General features: G+C 27.6%; 24 protein-coding genes. 19 read left to right on the forward strand and 5 right to left on the reverse strand.

Translation table 11 applies throughout. The features are described 5' to 3' along the window. The first annotated feature begins 20 nt into the window (after window positions 1-20). From ACZJV1_RS00210 to ACZJV1_RS00255, 10 genes are all read left to right on the forward strand, one after another. Window positions 21-605, forward strand: a complete 585-nt coding sequence (locus ACZJV1_RS00210) for a DUF1836 domain-containing protein (protein WP_463651055.1) — start codon at window positions 21-23, stop codon at window positions 603-605. Window positions 606-616: 11 nt separating this feature from the next. Further along, the gene (locus ACZJV1_RS00215) at window positions 617-2317 is read left to right on the forward strand and encodes an ABC-ATPase domain-containing protein (protein ID WP_463651056.1); all 1701 of its coding nucleotides are present in this window, start codon (window positions 617-619) and stop codon (window positions 2315-2317) included. 44 nt (window positions 2318-2361) lie between these two features. Beyond that, complete coding sequence (locus ACZJV1_RS00220) at window positions 2362-4005, forward strand: LytS/YhcK type 5TM receptor domain-containing protein (protein ID WP_463652133.1); 1644 nt, start codon at window positions 2362-2364, stop codon at window positions 4003-4005. A 4-nt stretch (window positions 4006-4009) separates the two neighbouring features. Next, window positions 4010-4732, forward strand: coding sequence for a LytR/AlgR family response regulator transcription factor (locus tag ACZJV1_RS00225; RefSeq protein WP_463651057.1), 723 nt, complete (start codon window positions 4010-4012; stop codon window positions 4730-4732). Window positions 4733-5000: 268 nt separating this feature from the next. Continuing rightward, a complete protein-coding gene (locus tag ACZJV1_RS00230; RefSeq protein WP_463651058.1) occupies window positions 5001-6218 on the forward strand; it encodes an L-lactate MFS transporter in 1218 nt (405 codons plus the stop codon). A 380-nt stretch (window positions 6219-6598) separates the two neighbouring features. Beyond that, entirely contained in the window at window positions 6599-7300 is a 702-nt protein-coding gene (locus ACZJV1_RS00235; RefSeq protein ID WP_463651059.1) for a response regulator transcription factor, read from the forward strand. A gap of 84 nt (window positions 7301-7384) precedes the next feature. Continuing rightward, entirely contained in the window at window positions 7385-8305 is a 921-nt protein-coding gene (locus tag ACZJV1_RS00240; RefSeq protein ID WP_463651060.1) for an ATP-binding cassette domain-containing protein, read from the forward strand. Continuing rightward, window positions 8298-9035, forward strand: a complete 738-nt coding sequence (locus ACZJV1_RS00245; protein WP_463651061.1) for an ABC transporter permease — start codon at window positions 8298-8300, stop codon at window positions 9033-9035. The genes ACZJV1_RS00240 and ACZJV1_RS00245 overlap by 8 nt, the downstream gene beginning before the upstream one ends. A gap of 48 nt (window positions 9036-9083) precedes the next feature. After that, on the forward strand, window positions 9084-9992 hold the full coding sequence (locus ACZJV1_RS00250) for a sensor histidine kinase (RefSeq protein ID WP_463651062.1): 909 nt from the start codon (window positions 9084-9086) through the stop codon (window positions 9990-9992). A 196-nt stretch (window positions 9993-10188) separates the two neighbouring features. Next, entirely contained in the window at window positions 10189-11076 is an 888-nt protein-coding gene (locus ACZJV1_RS00255; RefSeq protein WP_463651063.1) for an AraC family transcriptional regulator, read from the forward strand. A 232-nt stretch (window positions 11077-11308) separates the two neighbouring features. Here ACZJV1_RS00255 and ACZJV1_RS00260 read toward each other — a convergent pair whose 3' ends face one another. The 3 genes from ACZJV1_RS00260 to ACZJV1_RS00270 form a co-directional block, all read right to left on the reverse strand. Next, window positions 11309-11998 (reverse strand): YjjG family noncanonical pyrimidine nucleotidase, encoded by a 690-nt coding sequence (locus tag ACZJV1_RS00260; protein WP_463651064.1) that lies wholly within the window; start codon window positions 11996-11998, stop codon window positions 11309-11311. A 68-nt stretch (window positions 11999-12066) separates the two neighbouring features. Then, on the reverse strand, window positions 12067-12531 hold the full coding sequence (locus ACZJV1_RS00265) for a DMT family transporter (protein WP_463651065.1): 465 nt from the start codon (window positions 12529-12531) through the stop codon (window positions 12067-12069). A gap of 11 nt (window positions 12532-12542) precedes the next feature. Then, window positions 12543-12965 carry a DMT family transporter gene (locus tag ACZJV1_RS00270; RefSeq protein ID WP_460288565.1) on the reverse strand — a complete coding sequence of 141 codons (423 nt, stop codon included), beginning with the start codon at window positions 12963-12965 and terminating at the stop codon, window positions 12543-12545. A 93-nt stretch (window positions 12966-13058) separates the two neighbouring features. Here ACZJV1_RS00270 and ACZJV1_RS00275 point away from each other — a divergent pair, with 93 nt between their 5' ends. Further along, window positions 13059-13748, forward strand: coding sequence for a Crp/Fnr family transcriptional regulator (locus ACZJV1_RS00275; protein WP_463651066.1), 690 nt, complete (start codon window positions 13059-13061; stop codon window positions 13746-13748). Between the two features lie 101 nt (window positions 13749-13849). Here ACZJV1_RS00275 and ACZJV1_RS00280 read toward each other — a convergent pair whose 3' ends face one another. Then, the gene (locus ACZJV1_RS00280) at window positions 13850-14794 is read right to left on the reverse strand and encodes an ABC transporter substrate-binding protein (RefSeq protein ID WP_460288563.1); all 945 of its coding nucleotides are present in this window, start codon (window positions 14792-14794) and stop codon (window positions 13850-13852) included. Window positions 14795-14935: 141 nt separating this feature from the next. On the opposite strand from ACZJV1_RS00280, the gene ACZJV1_RS00285 reads away from it, so the two are divergent. The 5 genes from ACZJV1_RS00285 to ACZJV1_RS00305 all read left to right on the forward strand — a co-directional run bounded on the left by ACZJV1_RS00285 (window position 14936) and on the right by ACZJV1_RS00305 (window position 19865). Then, window positions 14936-15940, forward strand: a complete 1005-nt coding sequence (locus ACZJV1_RS00285; RefSeq protein WP_463651067.1) for a FecCD family ABC transporter permease — start codon at window positions 14936-14938, stop codon at window positions 15938-15940. Beyond that, window positions 15940-16962: a FecCD family ABC transporter permease gene (locus tag ACZJV1_RS00290; RefSeq protein WP_463651068.1), complete on the forward strand. Its 1023-nt coding sequence runs from the start codon at window positions 15940-15942 to the stop codon at window positions 16960-16962. Before ACZJV1_RS00285 ends, ACZJV1_RS00290 begins: the two co-directional genes overlap by 1 nt. 5 nt (window positions 16963-16967) lie before the next feature. Then, entirely contained in the window at window positions 16968-17738 is a 771-nt protein-coding gene (locus tag ACZJV1_RS00295) for an ABC transporter ATP-binding protein (RefSeq protein WP_463651069.1), read from the forward strand. Between the two features lie 227 nt (window positions 17739-17965). After that, a complete protein-coding gene (locus ACZJV1_RS00300) occupies window positions 17966-18511 on the forward strand; it encodes a sigma-70 family RNA polymerase sigma factor (protein ID WP_463651070.1) in 546 nt (181 codons plus the stop codon). After that, on the forward strand, window positions 18498-19865 hold the full coding sequence (locus ACZJV1_RS00305; RefSeq protein ID WP_463651071.1) for a DUF4179 domain-containing protein: 1368 nt from the start codon (window positions 18498-18500) through the stop codon (window positions 19863-19865). Before ACZJV1_RS00300 ends, ACZJV1_RS00305 begins: the two co-directional genes overlap by 14 nt. A gap of 177 nt (window positions 19866-20042) precedes the next feature. On the opposite strand, the gene ACZJV1_RS00310 is transcribed toward ACZJV1_RS00305, so the two are convergent. Then, on the reverse strand, window positions 20043-21404 hold the full coding sequence (locus ACZJV1_RS00310) for a YjiH family protein (RefSeq protein ID WP_460288558.1): 1362 nt from the start codon (window positions 21402-21404) through the stop codon (window positions 20043-20045). A gap of 215 nt (window positions 21405-21619) precedes the next feature. Here ACZJV1_RS00310 and ACZJV1_RS00315 point away from each other — a divergent pair, with 215 nt between their 5' ends. The 3 genes from ACZJV1_RS00315 (at window position 21620) to ACZJV1_RS00325 (ending at window position 24843) form a co-directional block, all read left to right on the forward strand. Further along, on the forward strand, window positions 21620-22687 hold the full coding sequence (locus ACZJV1_RS00315) for an AI-2E family transporter (protein WP_463651072.1): 1068 nt from the start codon (window positions 21620-21622) through the stop codon (window positions 22685-22687). A gap of 75 nt (window positions 22688-22762) precedes the next feature. Then, entirely contained in the window at window positions 22763-23572 is an 810-nt protein-coding gene (proB, locus tag ACZJV1_RS00320) for a glutamate 5-kinase (RefSeq protein ID WP_463651073.1), read from the forward strand. A 26-nt stretch (window positions 23573-23598) separates the two neighbouring features. After that, complete coding sequence (locus tag ACZJV1_RS00325) at window positions 23599-24843, forward strand: glutamate-5-semialdehyde dehydrogenase (protein WP_463651074.1); 1245 nt, start codon at window positions 23599-23601, stop codon at window positions 24841-24843. The last annotated feature ends 16 nt before the right edge of the window (window positions 24844-24859 follow it).

The raw sequence follows: 24859 nt of genomic DNA on the forward strand, positions 1-24859 counted from the left end.
GAAACTACATGGAGGTACATATGGATTTAAATGAATTAAAAGAAAAATTTAATGAATTAAACTTACAAAATCAATTAACTTTAGAAGAGATACCAGAAATAGATTTATATATGGATCAAGTAACTCAACTTTTTGATAATAAGTTTAATGATTCAAAAAGAACGGAAGAAGATAAAGCTTTAACTAAAACAATGGTTAATAATTATGCTAAAGGTAAGCTTTTAATGTCTGTTAAAAATAAAAAATATAGTAAAGAACACTTAATTTTAATGAGTCTTATATACAATTTAAAGGGAGCCTTATCGATAAGTGATATAAAAAGCTCACTAAATAAGATAGTTACATCTTTAGAAAATAAAGAGAACTATGCATTAAGGGATTTATATAAACTTTATTTAGAACAATATCAAAATGACTTAATTGATGTAGAAAAGTCGATGGAGTATAAATTAAATGATATACAGAATATGCTTTTAAAAGAAGAAGGGTTAAAATCTGATGAATTTGAAAAAAACTTTTTATTATTAAGTTCTTTTATAAATATGAGCAATATGTATAGAAGAATGGGTGAAAAGCTAATAGATGAGTATTTTAGCAAGTTATAAGAGGTAAAGATATGAAAAATTCTATTATTTTAAAAAATGAATTAAATAAAATAGATGGAAAGGGATATAAATTATATAAAAATCTACAAGGTGAATATCACTTTAAAGACTATACTTTATGTATAGATTATGTTCAAGGAGATCCATTTGCTTCTCCATCAAGGTTAAGAGTGGTTGTAGATAAAAATATATCTAATTTCCCGGAAAATTTATTAGATAAAAAGTACAAAAAAATAGCAGTTTCAGATTTTCTAACTAGATTATTTTATTTTAATATAAATAAATATGGAGAAAAAATATTTGGATCAGGTAAAAGTGGTTTGGTAACTATAAGTAAATCCCCTCAAGAAATTTTAGAAAGAACATCTATAGTAATAAATAATGATAATATAGAAGCTAGGTTTTATGTAGGATTTCCAGCTAGGGGAAGAAGTGTTCTAGCTAAAGAGTTAGAAAAGATATTATACAGCATTATTCCTAGCATAATAGAAAACACTTTAATTTATCAAAATATAAATAAAGAAAAAATTATAGAAAGAATAAATTTAGTAGAAGATCAAGAATACATAAGAAGTGAACTTAAAAATAAGGGGTTAATTGCCTTTGTAGCCAATAGATCTATACTTCCAAGAGAAAGTGGAGTGTCTTCAAGACCTTTAAGAAATGGAAAGAAGTTTGAATCTCCTAAGAATTTAGAGGTAGAATTTAATCTTCCTAATAAAGGTTTAATTAAGGGAATGGGTATAAAGGAAGGAATAACTTTAATAGTAGGTGGAGGGTATCACGGAAAATCTACTATTTTAAATGCTATTGAATTAGGTGTTTATAATCATATAGAAGGTGATGGTAGGGAGTTTGTTATTACTGATAACACAGCTGTAAAGGTTAGAGCAGAAGATGGAAGAAGTATTAAAAATACAGATATATCATTATTTATAGATAATTTGCCTAATGGAAAAGATACTGTGAAGTTTACAACTGAAAATGCTAGTGGAAGTACATCACAGGCAGCGAATATAGTTGAAGCTATAGAAAGTAAAACAAATCTTTTACTTATAGATGAAGATACATCTGCAACTAATTTTATGATTAGAGATGAATTAATGCAAAAGTTAGTTTCAAAAGAAAAAGAGCCAATAACACCATTTATAGAAATAGTTAAACCTCTTTATGAGCAAAATAATATATCCACAATAATAGTTGTGGGAAGCTCTGGGGACTTTTTTGATGTAGCAGACTACGTAATTCAAATGGATAATTATGAAGCAAAAGATGTTACAAAAGAAGCAAAATCCCTTATGAGAGGTGAAATAAATAAGAGGATAAAAGAAAAAGATATAGAGGTAAATATAAAATTTGATAGAAAAATTAAAAAAGGAACTATAGAAAGCACATACAAAGGTGTAAAAATTAAAGCTATGGGATTAAGCTCAATTAGTATAAATAAAGAAAATATAGATTTAAGAGCTGTTGAACAAATAGTTGATACAGAACAATTAAATTCAATAGGTGCTATTATGAAGTGGGCAGAGGAGAATATGATGAAGAAATCATTACCTTTTGAAGCGATGATTGAAGAAGTGTATAGCGAAATAAATAAAAATGGATTAATTTCTATAGATAAAATATATGGAGGATCAGGAAGCTTAGCTATGCCAAGAAAACAAGAAGTTATGGCTACCTATAACAGATATAGAAAATTGATTTTATAGTTTATTAATATCTAAGGAATGGAGATGAATTTAAACTGTATTATATATACGATATATTATTTCAAGTTGTAGATAGAGCTACATTGCTGGTTATATGCTTATTTATTATAACTAGGTTACAAAGTTTTAGAGAAATATTTTTGAAGGAGAATTATGAAAGAAAGGATTATGCCATTATTTGCATAGTATTTAGTATATTTGCTGTATTTGCAAATTATACAGGGGTAGATGTAGAAGGATCATTAGTAAATGTTAGAACAATTACTATAGTTTCTGGAGGCGTAATATTTGGACCACTTGTAGGAATAGTAACAGGAGTAGTATCTGGGCTACATAGATATTTAATAGACATAAATGGAATAACATCAATACCATGTCTTATTAGTAGTATAATTTCAGGAATTGTATCTGGATATATAAATAAAAAGATTAAGAGGAAGTATAGGTGGATAGCTGGTATAGCTGCAGGAATGCTAAGTGAAACAATAACAATGATACTAATACTTATATTAAGTAAACCTCATTTATTAGGCGTTGATATAGTATCTAAAATTGCTATACCAATGATACTTGGGCAAATTAGTGTAGGATTTATTGTTTTGTTAGTTCAAAGTGTAGCAGATGATAAAGAAAAGATAGCTGCAAAACAAGCAAAATTAGCCCTTGATATTGCAAACAAAACGCTACCATACTTTAGAAATATAAATAGTGATTCTTTAAATAAGATATGCAATATTATAAAGGATGATATAGGAGCTGATGCAGTATCCATAACAGATAAAAAAAATATATTAGCTTATGTTGGAGTTGGAGAAGAAAATTATAATATAGGTCATGAAATAATAACTGAAGTAACTAAAGAAGCAATAAAGAGTGGTAGAATAGTTATAAAAAATGATAACCTAGAGGATAAAGGCGCAATGCTAAAGTCAGCTATTGTAATTCCTCTTGAGGAAAAAAATGAAGTTATAGGAGCTTTAAAAATATACTATAGAAAAGAGCACAAAATAACTTATTCATTGCAAAGTCTTGCAGTGGGACTTTCACAAATTATTTCTACTTTGATGGAAATATCAAAAATTGAGCAAATAAAAGAAATGGCAAATAAATCTGAAATTAAGGCTCTTCAAACTCAAATAAATCCACATTTTTTATTTAATGCACTAAATGCTATAACTTCATCTATACGAATAGACCCTGATAAAGCAAGGGACCTTATAATAAATTTAGCTAGCTATTTAAGATATAACTTGGAATTAAATGGTGAGTTTATAGATATAAAAAAAGAACTTAAACAAGTTAAAGATTATATAGAGATAGAGAAAGCTAGGTTTGGAAATAAATTAAATATAATTTATGATATAGATGACGTAGATATTAAAATTCCAAGTCTTTCAATACAACCTTTAGTTGAGAATGCTATAGTCCATGGTATTTTAAAAGATAAAGGTACGGGAACTATAAGTATTAGTGTAAAGAAGTGTGATGAAAGGGTGAAAATATCTATAACTGATAGTGGGATCGGTATAAGTGAAGGTATAATAGAGAGAATTTATAGTGATACTATGCCTGAAAATAAAATTGGTCTTTATAATGTACATTTAAGACTTAAACTTATTTATGGGGAAGGACTTATAATAAAAAGGCTTGATAAGGGAACTAAAATAGAGTTCTATGTAAAGAGGTGAGATTGTGAAAGCTATAATAGTTGAAGATGAATTTCTAGCAAGAGAAGAACTTAAATATTTTATTAAAAATTATAGCAGTATAGAGATAGTAGATGAATTTGAAGACGGAATAGAGGTACTTAAATTTATTCAAGAAAATCAAGTTGATGCTATATTCTTAGATATAAATATACCATCACTTGATGGAGTTCTACTTGCGAAGAATATAAGTAATTTTTCTAAAAGGCCTTATATAGTATTTATAACAGCTTATAAAGAGCATGCCGTAGAGGCTTTTGAAATAGAGGCTTTCGATTACATATTAAAGCCATACCATGAATCTAGAATTATATCTATGTTAAAAAAATTAGAAAGTAGCTATATTCAGGAAAAACATAATTTACATAAAAACAGTATACCTAACAAAATGAATTTATGGAAGAATGAAAAGATAAGAGTAGTAGATTTAGATGATATATACTATTGTGTTGCTAAAGAAAGAATAACTCATGTTTTTACAAAGGATGAAGAATACTCAGTAGGTATGAGTATAACTGAATTCTATAATAGTTTGCCAAAAGATAAGTTTTTTAGGTCTCATAGGTCTTATATTGTTAACATAAATAAAATAAGAGAAATAATACCTTGGTTTAATAATACATATAATTTAAGACTTCAAGATATAGATTATGAAGTACCAGTAAGCAGAAGTAATTTAAAGGAATTTAAACAACTAATGAATATATAATTCAAGTTTTTAATAAGATAATTAAGTACTATTACGTCTTAGTTCTTAGAGTTAAGAGTATTAATAGTATTTAGTTAGCTTATTTATGCATTTAATGTAGATTTCTTTGCATCTCATTCAATAATTAATAATTTTATGGAGTGCTACTATATAATTTAAAATAAGTAAAGGGAATAAATCGGAAAAGGTTTACGAAGGGATAAAGATTTTACTTATTTATTATAGTATAAAACTAAAATTAAAGAGTGAGTGAAGGGAGATTTTTAAAATGAAAAGTAAACAAGAACGTAATTGGTTAATAGTATTAGGTACAATAATTACTCAATTAGGATTAGGGACAATATACACTTGGAGTTTATTTAATCAGCCACTTGTAAATAAATTTGGCTGGGAATTAAGTAAAGTAGCTCTTACTTTTTCAATTACAAGTTTTGCTTTAGCATTTTCAACATTATTTGCAGGTAAACTTCAAGAGAAACTAGGAATAAGAAAGCTTATATCAATAGTTGGAATAATAATGGGAGCTGGTTTAATGTTAACCTCTAAGGTAACATCAGTATCTATGCTGTATGTTATGGTTGGTTTAATTGTTGGAGCTGCAGATGGTATTGCATATATTACTACTCTTTCTAATTGTATAAAGTGGTTTCCTGAGAAAAAAGGCCTTATATCTGGTATTTCAGTAGGAGCCTATGGAGCTGGAAGCTTGGTATTTAAATATATTAATGGAAGTTTAATAAATTCAAAAGGTGTTTCTGTAGCCTTTTTGTATTGGGGAATTATAGTAATGATTTTAGTATTTACTGGTGCTCAATTATTAAAAGATGCCACATCTGAAGGGGTAAGTGTCAATAATACTACAAATGAAAATAACTTTACAGTAAGTGAAATGTTAAAAACCAGACAAGCTTATCTTTTATTTACAGTATTCTTTACAGCATGCATGAGTGGGCTTTATTTAATAGGAATTGTTAAAGATATAGGTGTTCAATTAGCTGGACTTGAACCTACTGTAGCAGCAAGTGCAGTAGCTATGGTTGCAATATTTAATACTTCTGGAAGAATTATATTAGGAGCCTTATCAGATAAAGTAGGTAGATTAAAAGTATTAGTGTTTACACTTACAGTTACTGCTATCTCAGTGTTCGTATTAAGCTTTGTACATTTAAACTTTGGAATTTTCTTTGCCTGTGTTGCTGGAATTGCATTTTGTTTTGGTGGAAATATTACAGTTTTCCCAGCTATAGTAGGAGACTTTTTCGGTTTAAAGAATCATAGTAAAAATTATGGAATTATATATCAAGGTTTCGGACTTGGAGCTCTTTCAGGATCAGTTATTGCTACATTAGTAGGAGGATTTAAACCTACATTTATAGTGGTTGGAATATTGTGTATTGCTTCAGTTGTGATAGTAGCTACAATAAAACCTCCTAAAAAAGTTGAAGCTACTAATAGAAATTTAAAAATACTTAGAAATGCCGCTTAAAAACTTATTGATATATTTAACCCCTCAACAAATGTAGAGGGGTTTTTAATTATTTATAAATAACTTTAGAATTATATGCAAAGAGCTGTATTGTACATATAGCATGTCTATTTTATATTAATGTGAATCAACAATAACCCAAGATTGTAAAAATCATATTTACTCTTAGACATAACATAAAGAATTGTATTTTTAACTTGGATATTATACAGTAATTATGTAAAATAAAGATAAGATATAAATGGAAAAATATCACTTTAAGTAGCTGTTTGGAGTTATACAACAAGTAAATTGTTTATAATATAATTTTATAGATGTAAAACGGAAGGGGGAACTTCGGTGTGGAGGTATATAATTTACTTCCAGACTAAAGAAAGTTTATGGATAATAATGTGAATATATTAGTTGTAGAAGATGATTTAGATATAAATAATCTTCTGTGCAAGATATTAATTAAAGAAGGATATAATGTAAGAGCTGCATATTCAGGGACAGAAGCTAAAATGTGTATGGAGCAGTATGATTTTCACCTTATTTTACTTGATTTAATGTTACCAGGAATAAATGGAGAGGATATTATTAAATTTGTAAGAAAACTGAAAATAATGCCTATAATAGTTATATCTGCAAAGGCTGAGCAAGGTGTTAAAGTGGAAGCGCTTAACCTTGGAGCTGATGATTTTATATCAAAGCCTTTTGATACTAATGAGGTTATAGCAAGAGTTCAGTCACAATTGAGACGCTATATGGTATTTTCAAAACCTAAAGAAGAAGAAAGAATATTAAGACATAAGGATTTAGTATTAAATAGAGATACTGTAGAGGTTACATTAGATGGAAATCTTGTTATTCTTACAGCAAGAGAATTTTGTATATTAGAGCTTTTAATGGCTAATCCAAATAAGGTATTCACAAAGTCAAATTTATTTGAACATGTTTGGAATGAGGAATTCTTAGGAGACGACAATACAATAAATGTTCATATAAGTAATCTGCGCTCAAAGCTTTCTAAAATCAAACCAAATGATGAGTATATTCATACAGTATGGGGAATCGGATTTAAAATAAGTCAGAGAAATTAATACTTTCTTAAGTTTTTCTTTAAGGTATCTTGTTGATTATACTTTAATATATAGTTATACAAGAAAAGGAGGATAATTTAAGTTATGGACACAATACTTAAAACAAAAAATTTAACTAAGAAGTATCATAATCAATTGGCAGTAAATAATGTTAATATGGAAATAAAACAGGGAGATATATATGGACTTGTTGGGAAAAATGGAGCAGGAAAAACAACTCTTCTTAGAATGATAAGTGGGCTTACAATGCCATCTAATGGGGAAATTGACTTGTTTAATGAAACATCATCTCAAGGGTTAAATAAATCAAGAATGAGAACAGGAGCTATAATTGAAACTCCTAGCTTTTTCCCTTATTTATCTGCAAGAAAAAACCTTGAATATTATAGAATTCAAAGAGGGATAGCGGAAAAAGATTCCATAGATTATGCTCTTAAAATTGTAGGGTTATATGATACAGGAAATAAAAAATTCAAGAATTTTTCTTTAGGTATGAAGCAAAGGTTAGGATTAGCGCTTACAATAATGTCTAGTCCAGATATACTTATTTTAGATGAGCCGATAAATGGTCTTGATCCTACTGGAATAGTAGAATTTAGAGAAATATTATTAAAGCTTAATAGAGAAAGAAATACTACAATACTTATATCAAGTCATATATTAAGTGAACTTTCTCAACTTGCGACTACTTATGGTTTTATTCATAATGGTGTATTTTTAGAACAATTATCTTCCGAGGAGTTAAGTGACAAGTGTAGGAAAGCTTTGGCCATAAAGGTAAATGATACAGCAAAAGCAGCTGCTATAATTGAGAGAGAACTTGGAAGCAGTGAATATGAAATTTTAAATGATAATGAAATAAAATTGTATGATATTATGGATGTTCCAGAGAAGGTATCTAAAGTTCTTATAAATAATAATATTATGTTATACTCCATGAGCTCAGAAGGAGTAAACCTAGAAAATTACTTTATAAATTTAATTGGGGGTGGACATAATGCTTAATTATATAAGAGCAGATATTTACAGAAATCTTAATAGAAAATATTTTTGGATTTATACAGGAATAATAGCTGCAATGGCAGTATTAGTTACAGTACTTTTTAAGATTTCAGATATTCCAGATAAAGATTTTAATTTAGTGCTTAATATAGCTACTCAAGCATTTACTCTTCCTATATATTTAGTAGGAGCATTTGTTGAAATGGCAACTAGCGATGAGCAGAAGAATCAAACCTTTAAAAATGTAGTATCTTTTGGAGTTACAAGAAATACAATAGCTATTTCTAAGGTTATCACTGCAGTTATTCTTTCAATATTATCAGCATTTATTATATTAACTGCATTTTCAATAAGTGGTTTAATACTTTTAGGGGGATCAAGTGACTTCTTATCAGAATTTCTTATCAGATTCTCACTAGCAAGTGTATTATGGATAGCAGCAATATCTATAGGTACATTTATAGCATTAGTTTTTAATAGTAGTAATATTTCTGCTTTTGTATATTTTGGAATATTCTTAATGACTAAAAATATTATAGCTATATTATCACTACTTGTTTGGGATAAATTTAGTTATTTAAATAATTTCCTTATTTCTACTAAGATAAATATTTTAGCAAGAGAACCTTTAACTATGGAGAATATAGGGCCTGCAATATTAGTAGGAGTTATATATACTATAGTATTTACAGGATTAAGTATGCTATATTTAAGGAAGAAAGAAATTAAATAGGTATTTATTAATTTAATTCTAAAGATTAAATAGAAAGGTGTGACCTATATGATTTTTATAATAGTTATTTGTCTTACCATTATATTGGGTATAGTTGTCACACTTTACATCTTATTAAGAAAAGAAATAAAAAGTGTGGAGAATCAACTTAGGTATATAAATAAAAATAAAACAAATTCAAGGGTATTATTGAAGACAGGGAATAAGAGTGTTGAGAAGTTAATTTTAGAAATAAATAATACTATAGATTTGAAACAAAAAACAGAAGTTGATTACAGAAAGATGGATTCAGAAATTAAAGAATCAATTTCCAATATATCACATGATCTTAGAACACCACTTACATCAGTAATGGGATATTTGCAGCTGATGGAAGATCCTAATATAAGTCAGATTGAAAGAAACGAGTATATGAATATAATAAAGGATAGAACAAAATCCTTACAGATGTTAATAACTAGTTTCTATGATTTATCAAGGCTTGAGGGAAAGGAATATAAATTTAATTTTGAATTAATCAATGTATCTAATTTGATTTGTGATTCAATAGCTTCATTTTATAATGATTTTACCAATAAAGGTATAGAGCCTTATATTGATATAGATGAAAACGCACCTAGTATTATTGGAGATGAAAATGCTGTAAAGAGGATATTATTTAATTTAATACAAAATGCGTTGAAGTATGGAGAAAGATTTATATCAATAAGTTTAAAGCATAAAGATGATTATATAATTACAGCTTTTACAAATGAGGCTAAAAACTTAAGTGAAGAAGATTCAAAGTGCTTATTTCAAAGGTTTTTTACAGCGGATCGTACTAGAAGCGGTAAGAGCACCGGTATTGGTCTTGCTATAACAAAAGAATTAGTGGAACAGATGGGGCATGAAATTTCATCAGAGCTAAAGGATGGAAAACTTAGTATAATAATAAAGTGGAAAATAAAAAATATATAATTTAATAAGAAAAGCTTAACAATCTATTTTAAAGATTGTTAAGCTTTTCTTTATTAAGATATCAACCTTTTTCTTTCATAATACTATTTAATTTTTAGAAAATTTATAAATATTTTAATTTAGCAATTTAGGAGTAATTTAACCTTAAGTTTATTGATAAAATATAATTACCACGTGGGAAAAGGTTGGTGATAATTTGAACTATAGCAACGCCATATTACAATGCATTGAGTATATTGAAGCAAATATAAAGGTGAATTTAACACCGGAATTAATAGCTAGAGAATGTGGATATTCAACTTTTCATTTTTGTAGGATATTTAGCATACATCAAGGCATGACTTTAATGGATTATGTTAAGAAGAGAAGGCTTGCATTAGCAGCAATAGACTTATTTAATGGAAATAGAATAATAGATATTGCAGTAGAATATGGATTTGATACGCATAATGGATTTTCAAAGGCATTTAAAAAGGAGTATGGTTTTACTCCTACACAATATCTAAAACGCATGGATGGTTATTTTGGTGAAAGATCAAAATTAAGAGTTGGAGGTTATATAATGAATCCTATTATTGTTAAAAAGTCAGCATTTAAAGTTGCTGGTTATGGTATTAAGACGAATGTTTCTAATGGGAATTATACAAAAGATGTTGCTTCATTTTGGAATAATTATGATGGTGAAAATTTAGAAAGCAAAATGTATAAAATTTTAGAGCCACCAAAACATGGTGAGGTGGGTTTATGTGTATCATCTAGTAAAAGGGATGGAGCTGCAATATATCTTCTTGGTGTTATAGTTAATGATTTTACAAAAGTTACAGAAGATATGATAACTATGGAAGTACCAGAAGCAACTTATGCAGTATTTACAACTCCACCAGTAGATACAACAAATGATTCAGAGCAAAATGATTTTGCAGATATAATAAAACAAACCTGGAAATATATATTTGAAGAATGGTTTAAAGATAGTGAATACAGTTTTGATGAAAGTAAGCTAGATTTTGAATTTTATGATGAAAGGTGTCATGGAAGAAAAGATACTGTGATGGATATTTATATACCAATAGTAAAAAAATAGTTTGAAAATTTAATTATTAATTAGCTTATAATAAAATGGAGAAGAGAGATAATTTTGCGTAGTTTATTTATTTAGTATATTAATATTACTGGAAACTTTCATTTCCAGTAATATTTTTTTGCCTTTTTAAGTATCTTAATAAAATGAAACATTATTCATGAAAATTATAAAAAGCATAAGCTATTAAAGCAATTCGTTTTTTAGTTAATATTCAAATATGATAATGAAGCTGCTATTTTTCTAATATTTCATGGAGCTTCATTAAACTAGAAATTTCATAAGTTGGTTTAATTTCAGTTTTATTTATAATTCTATTAGGATTGTACCAACAAGTATCTATACCAAAGTTTATGCCACCCTGTATATCAGAAGTTAAGCTATCACCCACCATTAACACCTTATTTTTATCAGTATAATTTATATTTTTTAAAGCAATCTCAAATATTTTTGAATCTGGCTTTGCTATTTGAACTTCCTCAGAAATGACTATATCTTCGAAATATTTAGATATAATAGATTTTCTTATTCTATTATCTTGAACATCATTAAGACCATTAGTAATTATACAGAGTCTATAATCTTTATTTAAGCTTTCTATAAGTTTTATACTATCATTATATAAAAATGATGCATTAGATAAATGTTTTAAATATGATTTTGAAAATTTAACTTCATCAAAATGTATATTTAAGTTATCTGACAGTCTTTTAAATCTTTCTACTTTTAACTTTTCTTGAGAAATAAGACCTTCCTCAAACTCTCTCCAAATAGCTTTATTTATATCAGAGTAAATTTTTAAATGATAATTTTCATTATAGTCTATATTAAATTCAATCATAGCATTTTCAAAAGCATACTTTTCAGATTTTCTAAAATCAAATAATGTTTCATCTGCATCAAATATTATAATTTCATATTTCATAATAATCCTCCATATATAGTTAATTTTATAATTATAACATATAAATTTATATAAACATTAATAAATAGTTAAATATTATTTTGTAATTTAGTTTTTGAATGTTCATATTTATTATCGACTTTTGCATTAATTATAAGCCCTATAAAAAATAAGAATCCTCCTATTATCTTTCCTTTGGATAATATACCTAAGTATAAATAGTCTATAAGTGCACTTGTAAACATCTGGCCTATAAAACGAAGTATAACGATATATACTGCAGGTACTTTAGGAACAATAATATTAAAAATATAAGTAGTTAAAACACCTATAATGCCACCTAATAAATAAAATAATGGAATAGATTTTATAGAAGCATATGAAGGCAGAGATCTTATCATAATAATACAAAGAAGAATTGATGATATTGTAGCCATTAAATAGTTTATAATAACTCCATTTATCTTACCTTCGGTTTGTGCAAGTTTTCCATTTAACATCATGTTTATAACTATAGTTATTCCAGTTATAAATGATAAAAAAATATATATCATTCTATTTCTCCTTATACAGCAATCATAAAGATCATCCCAATAGAAATTATAGATAATCCCAATAATTTTTCTTTTTTAAATTTATTAATAGGCATTCCAAATAATCCGAAGTGCTCTACAAAACTAGACATTATAATTTGGCCGAATAAAGTAATACCAATAGTAAGAGTTAATCCTATTTTAGGTATGCAGATATTATTTAAAAATATAGTTATAACGCTTAGAATTCCTGGTATAAAAAGTAGAAGAGGTATCTTCTTTAAATTGGGAAATTTATTTTTCTTTATTATTGATATAATTATAATTAATATAAGTCCTAGCAAGTGAAATACTAAGGTACTCATATAAGGGCCTATTATATTTGCTAGCATTCCATTAAGGAAAATCATTATAGCAAGTATAATTCCATTTACGAAAGCTAAATTAGTGTACATATATAAACTCCTCCTAAACTTTACAATCTTTTATAAATAAATTACACTATCTATATTAATCTAGACATGACATATGTCATGATGGGAGGAATTATGAAAAGAATTTCTGATGATAAACTTTTAAATTACTATATTTATAAACATAATATAGAAAATATATTAGATAAAGAGATTTTAAAATATGCTCAGCTTCATTTTTATGAAAAAGAAGAATACATATTAGAAGCGGAAGATAGTCTTGAGTATTATTATTTACTTGTAGATGGAAAAGTTAAAATTTTTTATCCTTTTGAAAATGGGAAATCTATGCTTTTAAAGTTTTATAGAGACTTTAATACTATAGGAGATTTAGAGCTTTTAAAGAATATTCCTATACTTTGTAATATTGATGCAGTTGAAGATACTTATTTGCTAGCAATACCGTCAGATATACTTAGAAAAAAGTATTTTAATAATACAAAGCTTTTACACCATTTAGTAGATTCTTTAAGTGATAAGCTTTATGCGACTATTAATAATAGTTCATATAACTTTGTATATCCACTTATAAATAGATTAGCAACATATTTAGTTGAGCATATAACAGATAAAGACTATATAATTTTAAGTTCATCATTTTTAGAAATTGCTCAATTTTTAGGAACGACATATAGGCATTTAAATAGAACACTTAAAGAAATGGAATCAAAATCAATTATAAGATTTGAGGATAAAAAAATATATATACTAGATGAAGAAAAGCTTAGAGAATTATCTAAAAATGTATTTATAAAAACTTTGTAATAAAAAACTAAATATAATAATAAGTAAAAAAATTTAGTTGTATAAATTAAAAAAAGCTTAGTTTTTATATTACTAAGCTTTTTTTAATTATGTATTAAGGTTTATATTTTTTCGGCATTTAACATATTAGTTAAATCATCAAGCATTAAATTAGCAGCTTTTATACCACCAGCAGTATTCCATATAATATCGTCAACTTTATAAGCTTTATTATTTTTTACAACATTTAGAGATTTAAACATAGGATCATTTAACCACTCTTCTTCCCTAGCTAATCCCTTACCATCTCCTAATTCATAAGTAAAGTAGAACATTACATCTCCATCAGCTTCATTTAATCTTTCTTTACCGATTTCATTAACGAACTCTGTTCCTTGTTGTGCTGCAGGCCTTTTAAATCCTATTTCCTTAAGAATAGTTCCTGCAAAAGTATCTCCAAGATATATTCTAGTCTTTCCATCCATGAATCTAACAAGTGATATCTCCGTATCTAATTTATCTTTAAAATTTTCTTGTATATAAGCAACTTTATTTTCATATTCCTTTATAGCCTTATTTCCTTCAGTTTCTTTGTTTAAAACCTTAGCATAGAAGTTAAAATTATCTTTCCATGCTCCTCTTATTGTATCTGAAAAAACAGTTGGTGCTATTGATTTTAATTGATCATATATTTTCTCATGTCTCATTTTATTACCAATTATTAAATCAGGTTTTAATGCAGCGACAGCTTCTATATTTACAGAAGTTTCTTTTCCAAGAGGCTTTACACCTTCAAGTTCACCTTTAGTATGTTCATACCATTCGCCAGCAACACCGGTTACAGCACCAACTGGTTTTATACCAAGAGTAAGAAGTGCTTCTAAACCCTCATTAGTTAATACGACAACCTTCTTTGGGTTTGTAGGGATTTCAGCTTTTCCCATCGCATCTTCTATAGTTATAGTACTGGAGTTTGTTGCTGTATCTTCTTTTTTATTAGAGCAACCTACAAATATACTTACAGCTAAAACACTTGATAAAATTACAGATAATAATTTCTTTTGCATAATTATGCCTCCTATACAATTTATTAAATAATACAAAATTAAATTTAATATGGATTTTAATACGTGTTTATGATATCATAACTGATAGAGATTATCAATAACAAATGATAATATTTTTCAGATGTAGGCGGAGGAATTTATATGAAAAATATACTAAAAAGTAATAGTAGTAAATTGATACTTTTTTTATTGCTCATAATAACAACTGTTATATTGTGCTACTTAAGCATTACTAAAGGATTCATACATACTTCTTATGATACGTTAATAGATGCATACAAGAATTTTAACAATTCTCAAGAACATATAATCATAAAAGCTTCTAGGGTGCCAAGAACATTAAATTCTCTTCTTGTGGGGGGAGCTCTTGGCGTATCAGGACTTTTAACCCAAGGGTTAACTAGAAATAAATTAGCATCACCAAGTATATTGGGTATAAACTCAGGAGCAGTACTTACCTTAGTTATAGCCCTTACATACTTTCCTAATATCTCTTCTTTAGGCATTGCATGGTTAGCATTCTTAGGTGCATTAGGGGCATCTATATTAGTTTATTTATTATGTGGAGGCCTTTCAGGAGATATAAAGCCTATGGATTTAACATTAGGTGGGACAGCATTAGGTGCATTGTTTTTTTCCTTAGCACAAGGAATTTTATATAAAAATGAAGTTGCTTTAGAGCAAGTTATTTATTGGATGACAGGCTCTGTTGAAGGTAAAAAGTTAGAGGTAATTATTGAATTTATGCCAGTAATACTTGTAGTAATGATAGCTACATTATTTATTGGAAAAAAACTTAATGTATTTTCATTAGGAGAAGAAATGGCAAGATCACTAGGAATGAAAACAATGTATTTAAAGATAGCCATAATAGCTATAGTTGCAGTTTTATCTGGGGTATCTGTAGCTTTAGCAGGCCCAATTGCATTTATTGGGCTTATAACTCCACATATAGTACATAAGTTTGTTGGAGCGGATTATAGATGGTTAATACCATTTTCAATATTAACAGGAGCATCTATATTATTGCTTGCAGATATAATGTCAAGATTTATAGTATATCCTAAAGAGGTTCCAGTAGGTGCTTTAACCGCACTTATAGGAGGACCATTCTTCATATACATTGCAAAAAGGAGGAATAGATAATGATAAATGTAAGCAAAAAGACTATCAAATTAAGTATAATTTTATTAATTGTTACTATTCTAATATTTATATTTTCTTTATGTATAGGTGAAGTAATGGTAAGCCCACTAGATGCTTTAAAAAGTATATTAGGTATGAATACTGGGTTTTCATCTGTTTTAGTAATGAATATAAGGTTACCGAGAATACTTGTTGCGTTTTTTGTAGGTGCATCTTTAGCATTATCAGGAGCTATACTTCAGGGAGTAGTTAAAAATGATTTAGCATCTCCTGATATATTAGGAGTAGTTAATGGGGGATCTGTTGGAGCATTAGTGTTTTTAACTATTTTTACAGATCCTAAGAATAATTCATTAACAACATCTATATTTTATATGCCAATCTTTATTTTTGCATTTTCATTTATAGCTTTAATATCTATTTTACTTATAATTGGGAAATCTTCTTCAACAAATAAGTTAATTATAATAGGAATTGGGATTTCTGCTATTTGTAAGGCTATAACTAATATTCTTATAGTAAATGGACCAGTAGTTTTTATAAAGGAAGCTACTACATGGATAACTGGAAGTATATATGGTGCCAATTGGACTCATGCAGCAATAATTATAGTTATATTCAGTATTTTTACAATATTAACTGTAATATTTATTAAGGATTTAAATCTTCATCAGCTTGAAGATGATGTTATAACAGTACTTGGTAATAGTGTACATAAAAGTAGGATAATACTCTTAGGTCTTTCTGCTGCATTAGCCGCTGGAGCTGTAACTATTGGAGGAGGTATATCTTTCGTAGGTTTAATAGCTCCACATATTGCAAGAAAGCTGGTAGATTCTAAATTTGAAAATATAATACCTCTTTCAATATTCATAGGTGGAATAATAACATTACTAGCTGATTTTGCATCCAAATGGTTATTTTATCCACAGGATTTACCTATAGGTATATTTACAGCCTTTATAGGAGCACCTTACTTTATATACCTTTTAATTAAGAAAAGAAATTATAAGAGGGGATGATAGAGATGATAAAAGCGAAAGATTTAAAGTTATGTTATGACGAAAAAATTATATTAGATAATATTAATTTAGATATAGAAAAAGGAAAGATTACAGCGTTAATAGGTTCAAACGGATGTGGAAAATCTACATTAATAAAGGCTATAGCAAGAATACTTGCTCCTAAAAGTGGTACCATATCAATGGAGGATAGGGATATACTTAAAATGCCTTCAAAAGAAGTGGCTAAGTTATTAGCAATGCTTCCTCAAAGCAGTAATGCCCCAGAAGATATTACTATTTATGATTTAGTAAAGCAAGGAAGATACCCGTATCATACCTTACTATCATTTTGGAGCAAAAGAGATGAGGATATAGTTTTAGAGTCTATAAAAAAAGTAGGACTTATAGATGAAAAGGACAGAACATTAAATAATTTATCTGGAGGACAAAAACAAAGAGCATGGATTGCATTAGCTCTAGCACAAGATACAGATATCATACTTCTAGATGAACCTACAAATCACCTAGATATAAAGTATCAGTTAGAAATTTTAAATATTTTAAAAGATTTAAATGAAAAAGAAAATAGAACAATAGTAATGGTTATTCATGATATAAATCATGCATTAAAATATGCTGATAATATTGTTGCTATAAAGGATGGCAATATATTAACTCAAGGATCGAAAGATGAGATAATAAATGAAGAGCTTATAAAAGATGTATTTGATGTTGAGTGTAAACTTATTGACTCTCCTATAGATAATTGTAAATTGTGTATACCATTTATATAAATTTTATAGATAAATAGTAGCTTTCTATTATGCAGAAAGCTACTATTTTTTATTGTCTAATAAGCGATACCTAATATCAAATTAAAACTAGAATAGCTTTAGTAGTTAGTAGAAATAAAATTACTTGATATAATTAATAAAAAAGTATAAAGATTCCTGAACATTATAGTGGTTATATCCATCTAATAAGTGAAATACTTAGCTAAGTAAAAATTAGGAGGAGGAAGATGGAGCTTATTTCAATTTTGAATTATAAGAGAAAATCAAATGTAGCAAGAGCTAAAAGTGGTAATAAGGAAGATTTTTTAGCATTAATAAATGAGAATAGATTGAGCATTTATAGAGTTGCTAAGGGAATTCTAAGTAATCAATATGATATAGAAGATGCTATACAAAACACTATTATAAAAGCTTATGAAAAGATCAATACCTTAAAAAATGATAATTTATTTAGAACATGGATAATAAGAATTTTAATAAATGAATGTAATGAAATAATAAGAAAAAATAAAAGGATAATATCATTAGATGAAGGTATAAATCAAGAGACATATAACGATGTATATGAAGATATAGATTTAACTAGAGCTATAAATTTGCTATGTGAAGAATTAAGAATAGTAACAGTACTATTTTATTTTGAAGACATGACAACTAAAGATATAGCTGTGATTTTAGAAATACCTGAAGGAACTGTTAGATCAAGACTTTCAAGAGCTAGACAACAATTGAGGAAAGTTATTGAGGAGGTAGATTTAAATGAAAATGTCTGATGATATTTTAGATAAAAAAATTAGAGAAAAAATAAATGCTGAAAATTCATATATTCCACAAAATATTGATGAAGTCTTTGATAAAGCTATAAATAAAGCAAAAAGAAAGAAAAAAAATAAATTTAAGAATGTTGCAGGAATATGTGCATCTTTACTTGTAATAGCTATGATATTTGGAAGTACTATAACTACCTATGCAAGTAAATTGCCTATTATAGCAAATATATTAGAAATATTTAAATCAAATCGATATGAAAATTATGATAAGTATTCCTCTGATTTAAATATAACGAAAGAAAGCAATGGAATAAAAACAACTATAAATAAAGTTATATATGATGGAATAGAATTATCTATTTTTTATACAATTGAAAGTGAAACTCCAATGGTTAATGTCCCATACTTCTTAGAAAAAGAAATAAAAATAAATGGTGAAGCAACATTCTTTGGACAGGGAAGTGGCGGAGAGTTTTTAGATAATAATAAAGTATATGCAGGGGTTATAAGTTATAGAGTAGGGATAGATTCTATTGTTCCTAAAGAAGAACAAGCAAAAAACTACTATGGAGGATATGTAGAAATACCAGATGAATTTTTGCTTTCTATAAAATTTAACAAAATAGGAGATATTAAAGAAACTAATGTTACTTCTGGAGAGTGGAATTTTGATATACCAGTTAGTAATGAAAAGTTAAAAGATATGGTTAAAGAATATGATTTAAATGCTAGTTTAGATGGTATTTACAATGGGTCGGTAGTAAATAAGCTTATATTAACGCCTATAAATACAACTATTCAAGGATATTTAGGATTAAGTGATATGGACTTATATTTTATAGTTATTGATGATAAAGGTAGATATATAGCAGAGAAAGATGGAAGTGCTCTAGGATCTATCAATAAGGAAAACAATTATAAAATGTATTTTAATACTAACTTTAAGCAAATATTTGAAGACACTAAATCATTAACATTTATACCCTATGAGAGAAATTATGTAAAAATACCGAAAGAAATAACATCAACTGATAATAATGTAATAGAAGATTTTAATTTAAGTGAGACATTAAATCTTAGTGGAGAAACAAAATTAAAGAATAAAGATGGAAATGATTATAGCACAATTACAAGAATAGAAATTAGTGATGGAAAAACTAATGAAGTAATATCATCTGTGGATACTTTAAATTTTATTGAAGTAACTACAGCAAGATATTTAAATGAGACAGGCGAAGTTATGGTAGAGTTTAATGGAGAGTTGACTGGAGAAAGTTATGAGGTGAAATATTATGATATATCAGAAAAAGTAACGGTATATAATGATAATGCCTTTACTGTTAATTTAAATAAATAGTCTTATGGAAGGAGATGTCTCCATAGATGATTAAAAATAATTTGTGGAGGCATTTCCCTTTATAATAAATAAATTTATAAAAAACAAAGCTTAAACATTTGTTTATAACTGTTTAAGCTTTGTTTATAGTATAGAAAATTATAAAATCTTATGTATTATCATTTTATTAAATAATGTCTAAAATAATATGTTAGCAACAATAACAATTACAGGTAATGTAATTAAGGTTCTCTCTACAAAGATTATTAATAGTTGCTTTAGAGATACAGGGATTTTTGATCCAAGCAATACACCACCTACTTCAGACATATATATTAGCTGAGAGACAGAAGTACAAGCAACTATAAATTTTGTCATGTCACTAGTTATAGTGTTAGCAGCTAAAACAGATGGAAGTAGCATATCGGCAAATCCTACAACTAAAGTTTGAGATGCTGCAACAGCCTCAGGAACTTGTAATAGCTTAAGGTATGGAATGAAAGGTAGCCCTAAAATTTGAAATACAGATGTGTACTCAGCTATCATTAAAGCTGTAGTAGCAAGTGCCATAACGACAGGAAGCACACCTAACCACATATCTACTACATTTTTAATTCCATCTATTAAAAATTGTTTTATATCAGAGTTCTCAGAAGCCTTAATTAAGGCCTTTTTATATCCCCAAGAAAGAGGGGTATATCCTTCTGGTATTGATTCATTATCTTTATTTTCTTGATTGTTATAATATGTATCTGGAACTTTGCATAATGGATAAATTCTAGGAATTATAATTGCTGCAATTACTCCAGATAGACTAACTGTTAAGTAAAATGGAATAAATAAATGTGATAGCCCTACAGTATCTATTACTATCAAACTAAAAGTTATTGAAACAGCTGAGAATGTTGTACTTATTATGGCTGCCTCTCTTTTAGAGTAAAACCCTTCTTCGTATTGTTTGTTTGTTAACATTACTCCAAGTGTACCGTCTCCAAGCCAAGAAGTTATACAATCTATGGATGAACGACCTGGCAATGTAAAAATAGGTCTCATTACTTTAGTTAGTAAGGCACCAAAAAACTCTAAAAGACCAAAGTTTAACAATAAAGGCAATAATAATCCTGCAAAAAAGAATATAGTAAATAAAATTGTTAGCAGACCATTTAATACAAAAGCTCCAGTTGAGTCACTTATTATAGCCTCAGGTCCAACTTTAAATAGTGCTAAAACACAAAACACAGCACCTATAATTCTAGTAACAAACCATATTGGCTTTATATTGAATAAAGTATTTAAAAATTCATTATTTATAATAAAATTGGGTTTAAATACTTTTGTTATTATGCTTATTATTACTGATATACAAACAGAGGTAGCTATTATTGGTGTTAGCCATTCTCCAAGAGCTTTAGCTAGAAACTTAGATAATATAGCTACGGGTATTGTTATTTCTCCATTAAAATTAACAGGAATCATGAATAAAAGTATTCCTATTAACGATGGAATAATAAAGAATAATGATGATTTTATTGAAAAGTCACCTTTTTTTAATTTATTCATTCCGATCTCCTTTATGTCCAAAATTTTAATATTTATACAGCGAATTTTATTTTAATACATTTTCATACATAAAATCAATAGAATTTTATACAAAAACAATTATATTTTATGCATAATATTAAATATTAGGTAGTAATTCTATATTTTATAAATATAATAAAAAGTATCTTAGAGGATAAACTAACTTTAATTAATTTAATAAGAGGAGTAAGTTTATGCATAAGAAAAATGTAATTACATATCTAATAATCTTCAATCTTTTAGCAGTACTAATAATATTGTTAGGAAAAATATCAATATTAAAAAATTTTATAGGTGTAGTGTTTGCTGTTGTTATTGTTCCTATAATATTTGGAGTATTCTTGTTTTATATATTAAAACCTTTAAATAACATATTTATAAAGAAAAAAATAGAAGGAGGTAAAGCAGCTGCTTTAACTTTATTAATATTTTTCTTTATTGCTTCTGGAGTAGCTAAATACTTTGGAGATTATTTTATTGAACAATTTACTAATTTAAAATCAATCTTTCTTACGATAATAAAATATAGGGGAATAGACGATGGAATAAGAGATATATTTAATGGAGGTTTGTTTAAATTAGATTATTATAATAAGTTTTTATTTGACATACAGAAGTATTCAAATTTATTAGTAACTATTTTAAGAGGCGCCTTTGATAAGGGAATGCAATTATTTTCTAATATACTACTTGTTGTTTTGATAGTTTTTTATTTACTTAGAGATGAAAAGGAAATAAAAGAAAATATAGTTAATATATTTCCTAGGAAATATAAAAATAAGATAAATTGCATTATAAAAGAAGGTGATGAAGTTCTATCATCATATATTTTAGGGCAAGCTAAAGTAGCTTTTTCCTTGGCTTCTATGGTATATATAGGATATAAAATTATAGGAATGGCAACACCCTTATTGTTAGCCTCTTTTACATTTGTACTTGCATTTATACCATTTGTAGGTTTTTTTATATCAATGATAATTCCTTTTATAATAGCAATAGCGTTAGGTTGGAATATGATAATAAAATTATCTATATTAATTGTTATAGCTCAAACACTTAAAGGAAGGTTTATAGTTCCGTTAATAATGGGAAAAACGATGAAGATACATCCTATTACAGATATATTCTTAGTTGTTGGAGCAGCCAGTCTAGTTGGGCCTATAGGCGCATTTGTTGTTGTACCTACTTATGCTTTACTAAAAGTGGTTTTCAAATATTTTGATGAAGAACTAGAAGAAAAATTAAGAGAGTTTAAGGAATAAAGAGAAATAGTGTAGAAAAAGTATATAAAAAAAATTATAATTAAAAAAGAATTAATAAACTGGGAGGATAGCAGGGTGAGTTTTAGATGTAAAATAAAAGATTCTAAGAGAATAGTAGTTAAAGTAGGAACTTCAACATTAACTTATGAAAATGGGAGTATTAACTTAACGAGAATTGAAAAACTAACTAGGATATTATCAGATGTAATGAATTCAGGAAAGGAAGTTATTCTAGTAACCTCAGGAGCAATTGGAGTTGGAGTATCAAAATTAAAATTAAAAGAAAAGCCTAAAACTATAAGGGAAAAACAAGCTGTTGCTGCAGTTGGGCAATGTGAATTAATGCACATATATAGCAAGTTTTTTGGAGAGTATAGTCATACTGTTGGGCAAGTTCTTTTAACTAGAGATGTAGTTGAGGATGATCATATAAGAGAAAATGTATGTAACACCTTTGAAACTTTAATGGAAAATAAAATAATACCTATAGTTAATGAGAATGATACAGTATCAATAGATGAAATAGAAAATATAGTTAGATTTGGAGACAACGATAACTTATCAGCTATAGTAGCTAAATTAGTTAAAGCTGATCTTTTAATAATATTATCCGATATAGATGGGTTCTATGACTCAGATCCTAGGAAAAATCCACATTCAAAATTAATAAGAGAAATAAAAGAGATAACTCCAGAACTTGAAGAGTGTTGTGGAGGTGCTGGAAGTAATCTAGGCACTGGTGGTATGATAACTAAACTTACAGCTGCAAAAACTTCTACTGAATCTGGTGTGGATATGGTGTTAGCTAATGGAGAGGATCCAAGAATAATTTTAAATATATTAAACGGAGAAGAAATAGGGACTTTATTTATTTCAAATAATTAAATTGAATCAAAAGGAGTGGAACTTTAATGGAGGGCCTAGAAGTTTTAGGTAAAAGAGCTAAAGAAGCATCTTATGATTTAGGAATAGCTTCAACTACAGAAAAAAACAAAGCATTGGATTCAATGGCAAATGCTTTAATTTATAATAAAGATGAAATATTAAAAGCAAATCAAGAAGATTTAAAATTAGCAGAAGAAAAAGGAACTTCTAAAGCCATGCTAGATAGATTATCATTAAATGATACAAGAATAGAGGGTATGGCAAAGGGATTAAGAGAGCTTATAATGTTAGAAGATCCTATTGGTGAAGTTGTTGAAATGTGGAAAAGACCAAACGGACTTCAAATAGGAAAACAAAGAGTTCCTATGGGGGTAATAGGTATAATATATGAAGCAAGACCAAATGTTACGTGTGATGCTGCTGGTCTATGCTTAAAAACAGGAAATGCTGTAATACTTAGAGGTGGAAGTGAAGCAATAAATTCCAACAAGGCAATAGTAAAAATATTATCTAATGCAGTAAAGGAGTCTGGATTACCTGAGTTTTCTATACAGTTAGTCGAAGATACAAGTAGAGAAATTGCATTAGAAATGATGAAATTAAATGAGTTTATTGATGTTTTAATTCCAAGAGGGGGAGCAGGGCTTATTCAAACAGTAGTGAAAAATGCAACTGTTCCTGTAATAGAAACAGGAGTTGGAAACTGTCATATATACGTTGACGAAGATTGCGACTTTGATATGGCTAAGAATATAATAATAAATGCTAAGACTTCAAGACCAGCAGTTTGTAATGCAGCAGAAAAGATGATTATAAATGAAAATGTAGCTAAGGAATTTTTACCTATTATAGTAAAATCATTAAGAGAAAAGAATGTTGAAATTAGAGGAGATGAAAAAGTAACAGCTTTAATAGAAGACATTAAAGAAGCTAATGAGGAAGATTGGAGCAAGGAATACTTAGATTATATAATAAGTGCTAAAATAGTTAAAAATGTTGATGAAGCAATAAATCATATAAATAAGTATGGATCAGGGCACTCAGAAGCAATAGTTACAAATAGCTATAAAAATTCTCAAAAGTTTTTAAATAAAGTAAATGCAGCTGCAGTTTATGTAAATGCATCAACAAGATTTACTGATGGTAGTGAATTTGGATTTGGAGCAGAAATAGGAATAAGCACTCAAAAACTACATGCAAGGGGTCCTATGGGTCTTAAAGAGCTTACTACTATAAAATATATAATTTATGGTAATGGACAAATTAGATAGTATTAAAAGGTCGTAG

The sequence above is a fragment of the Clostridium sp. LS3 genome, assembly GCF_055330225.1.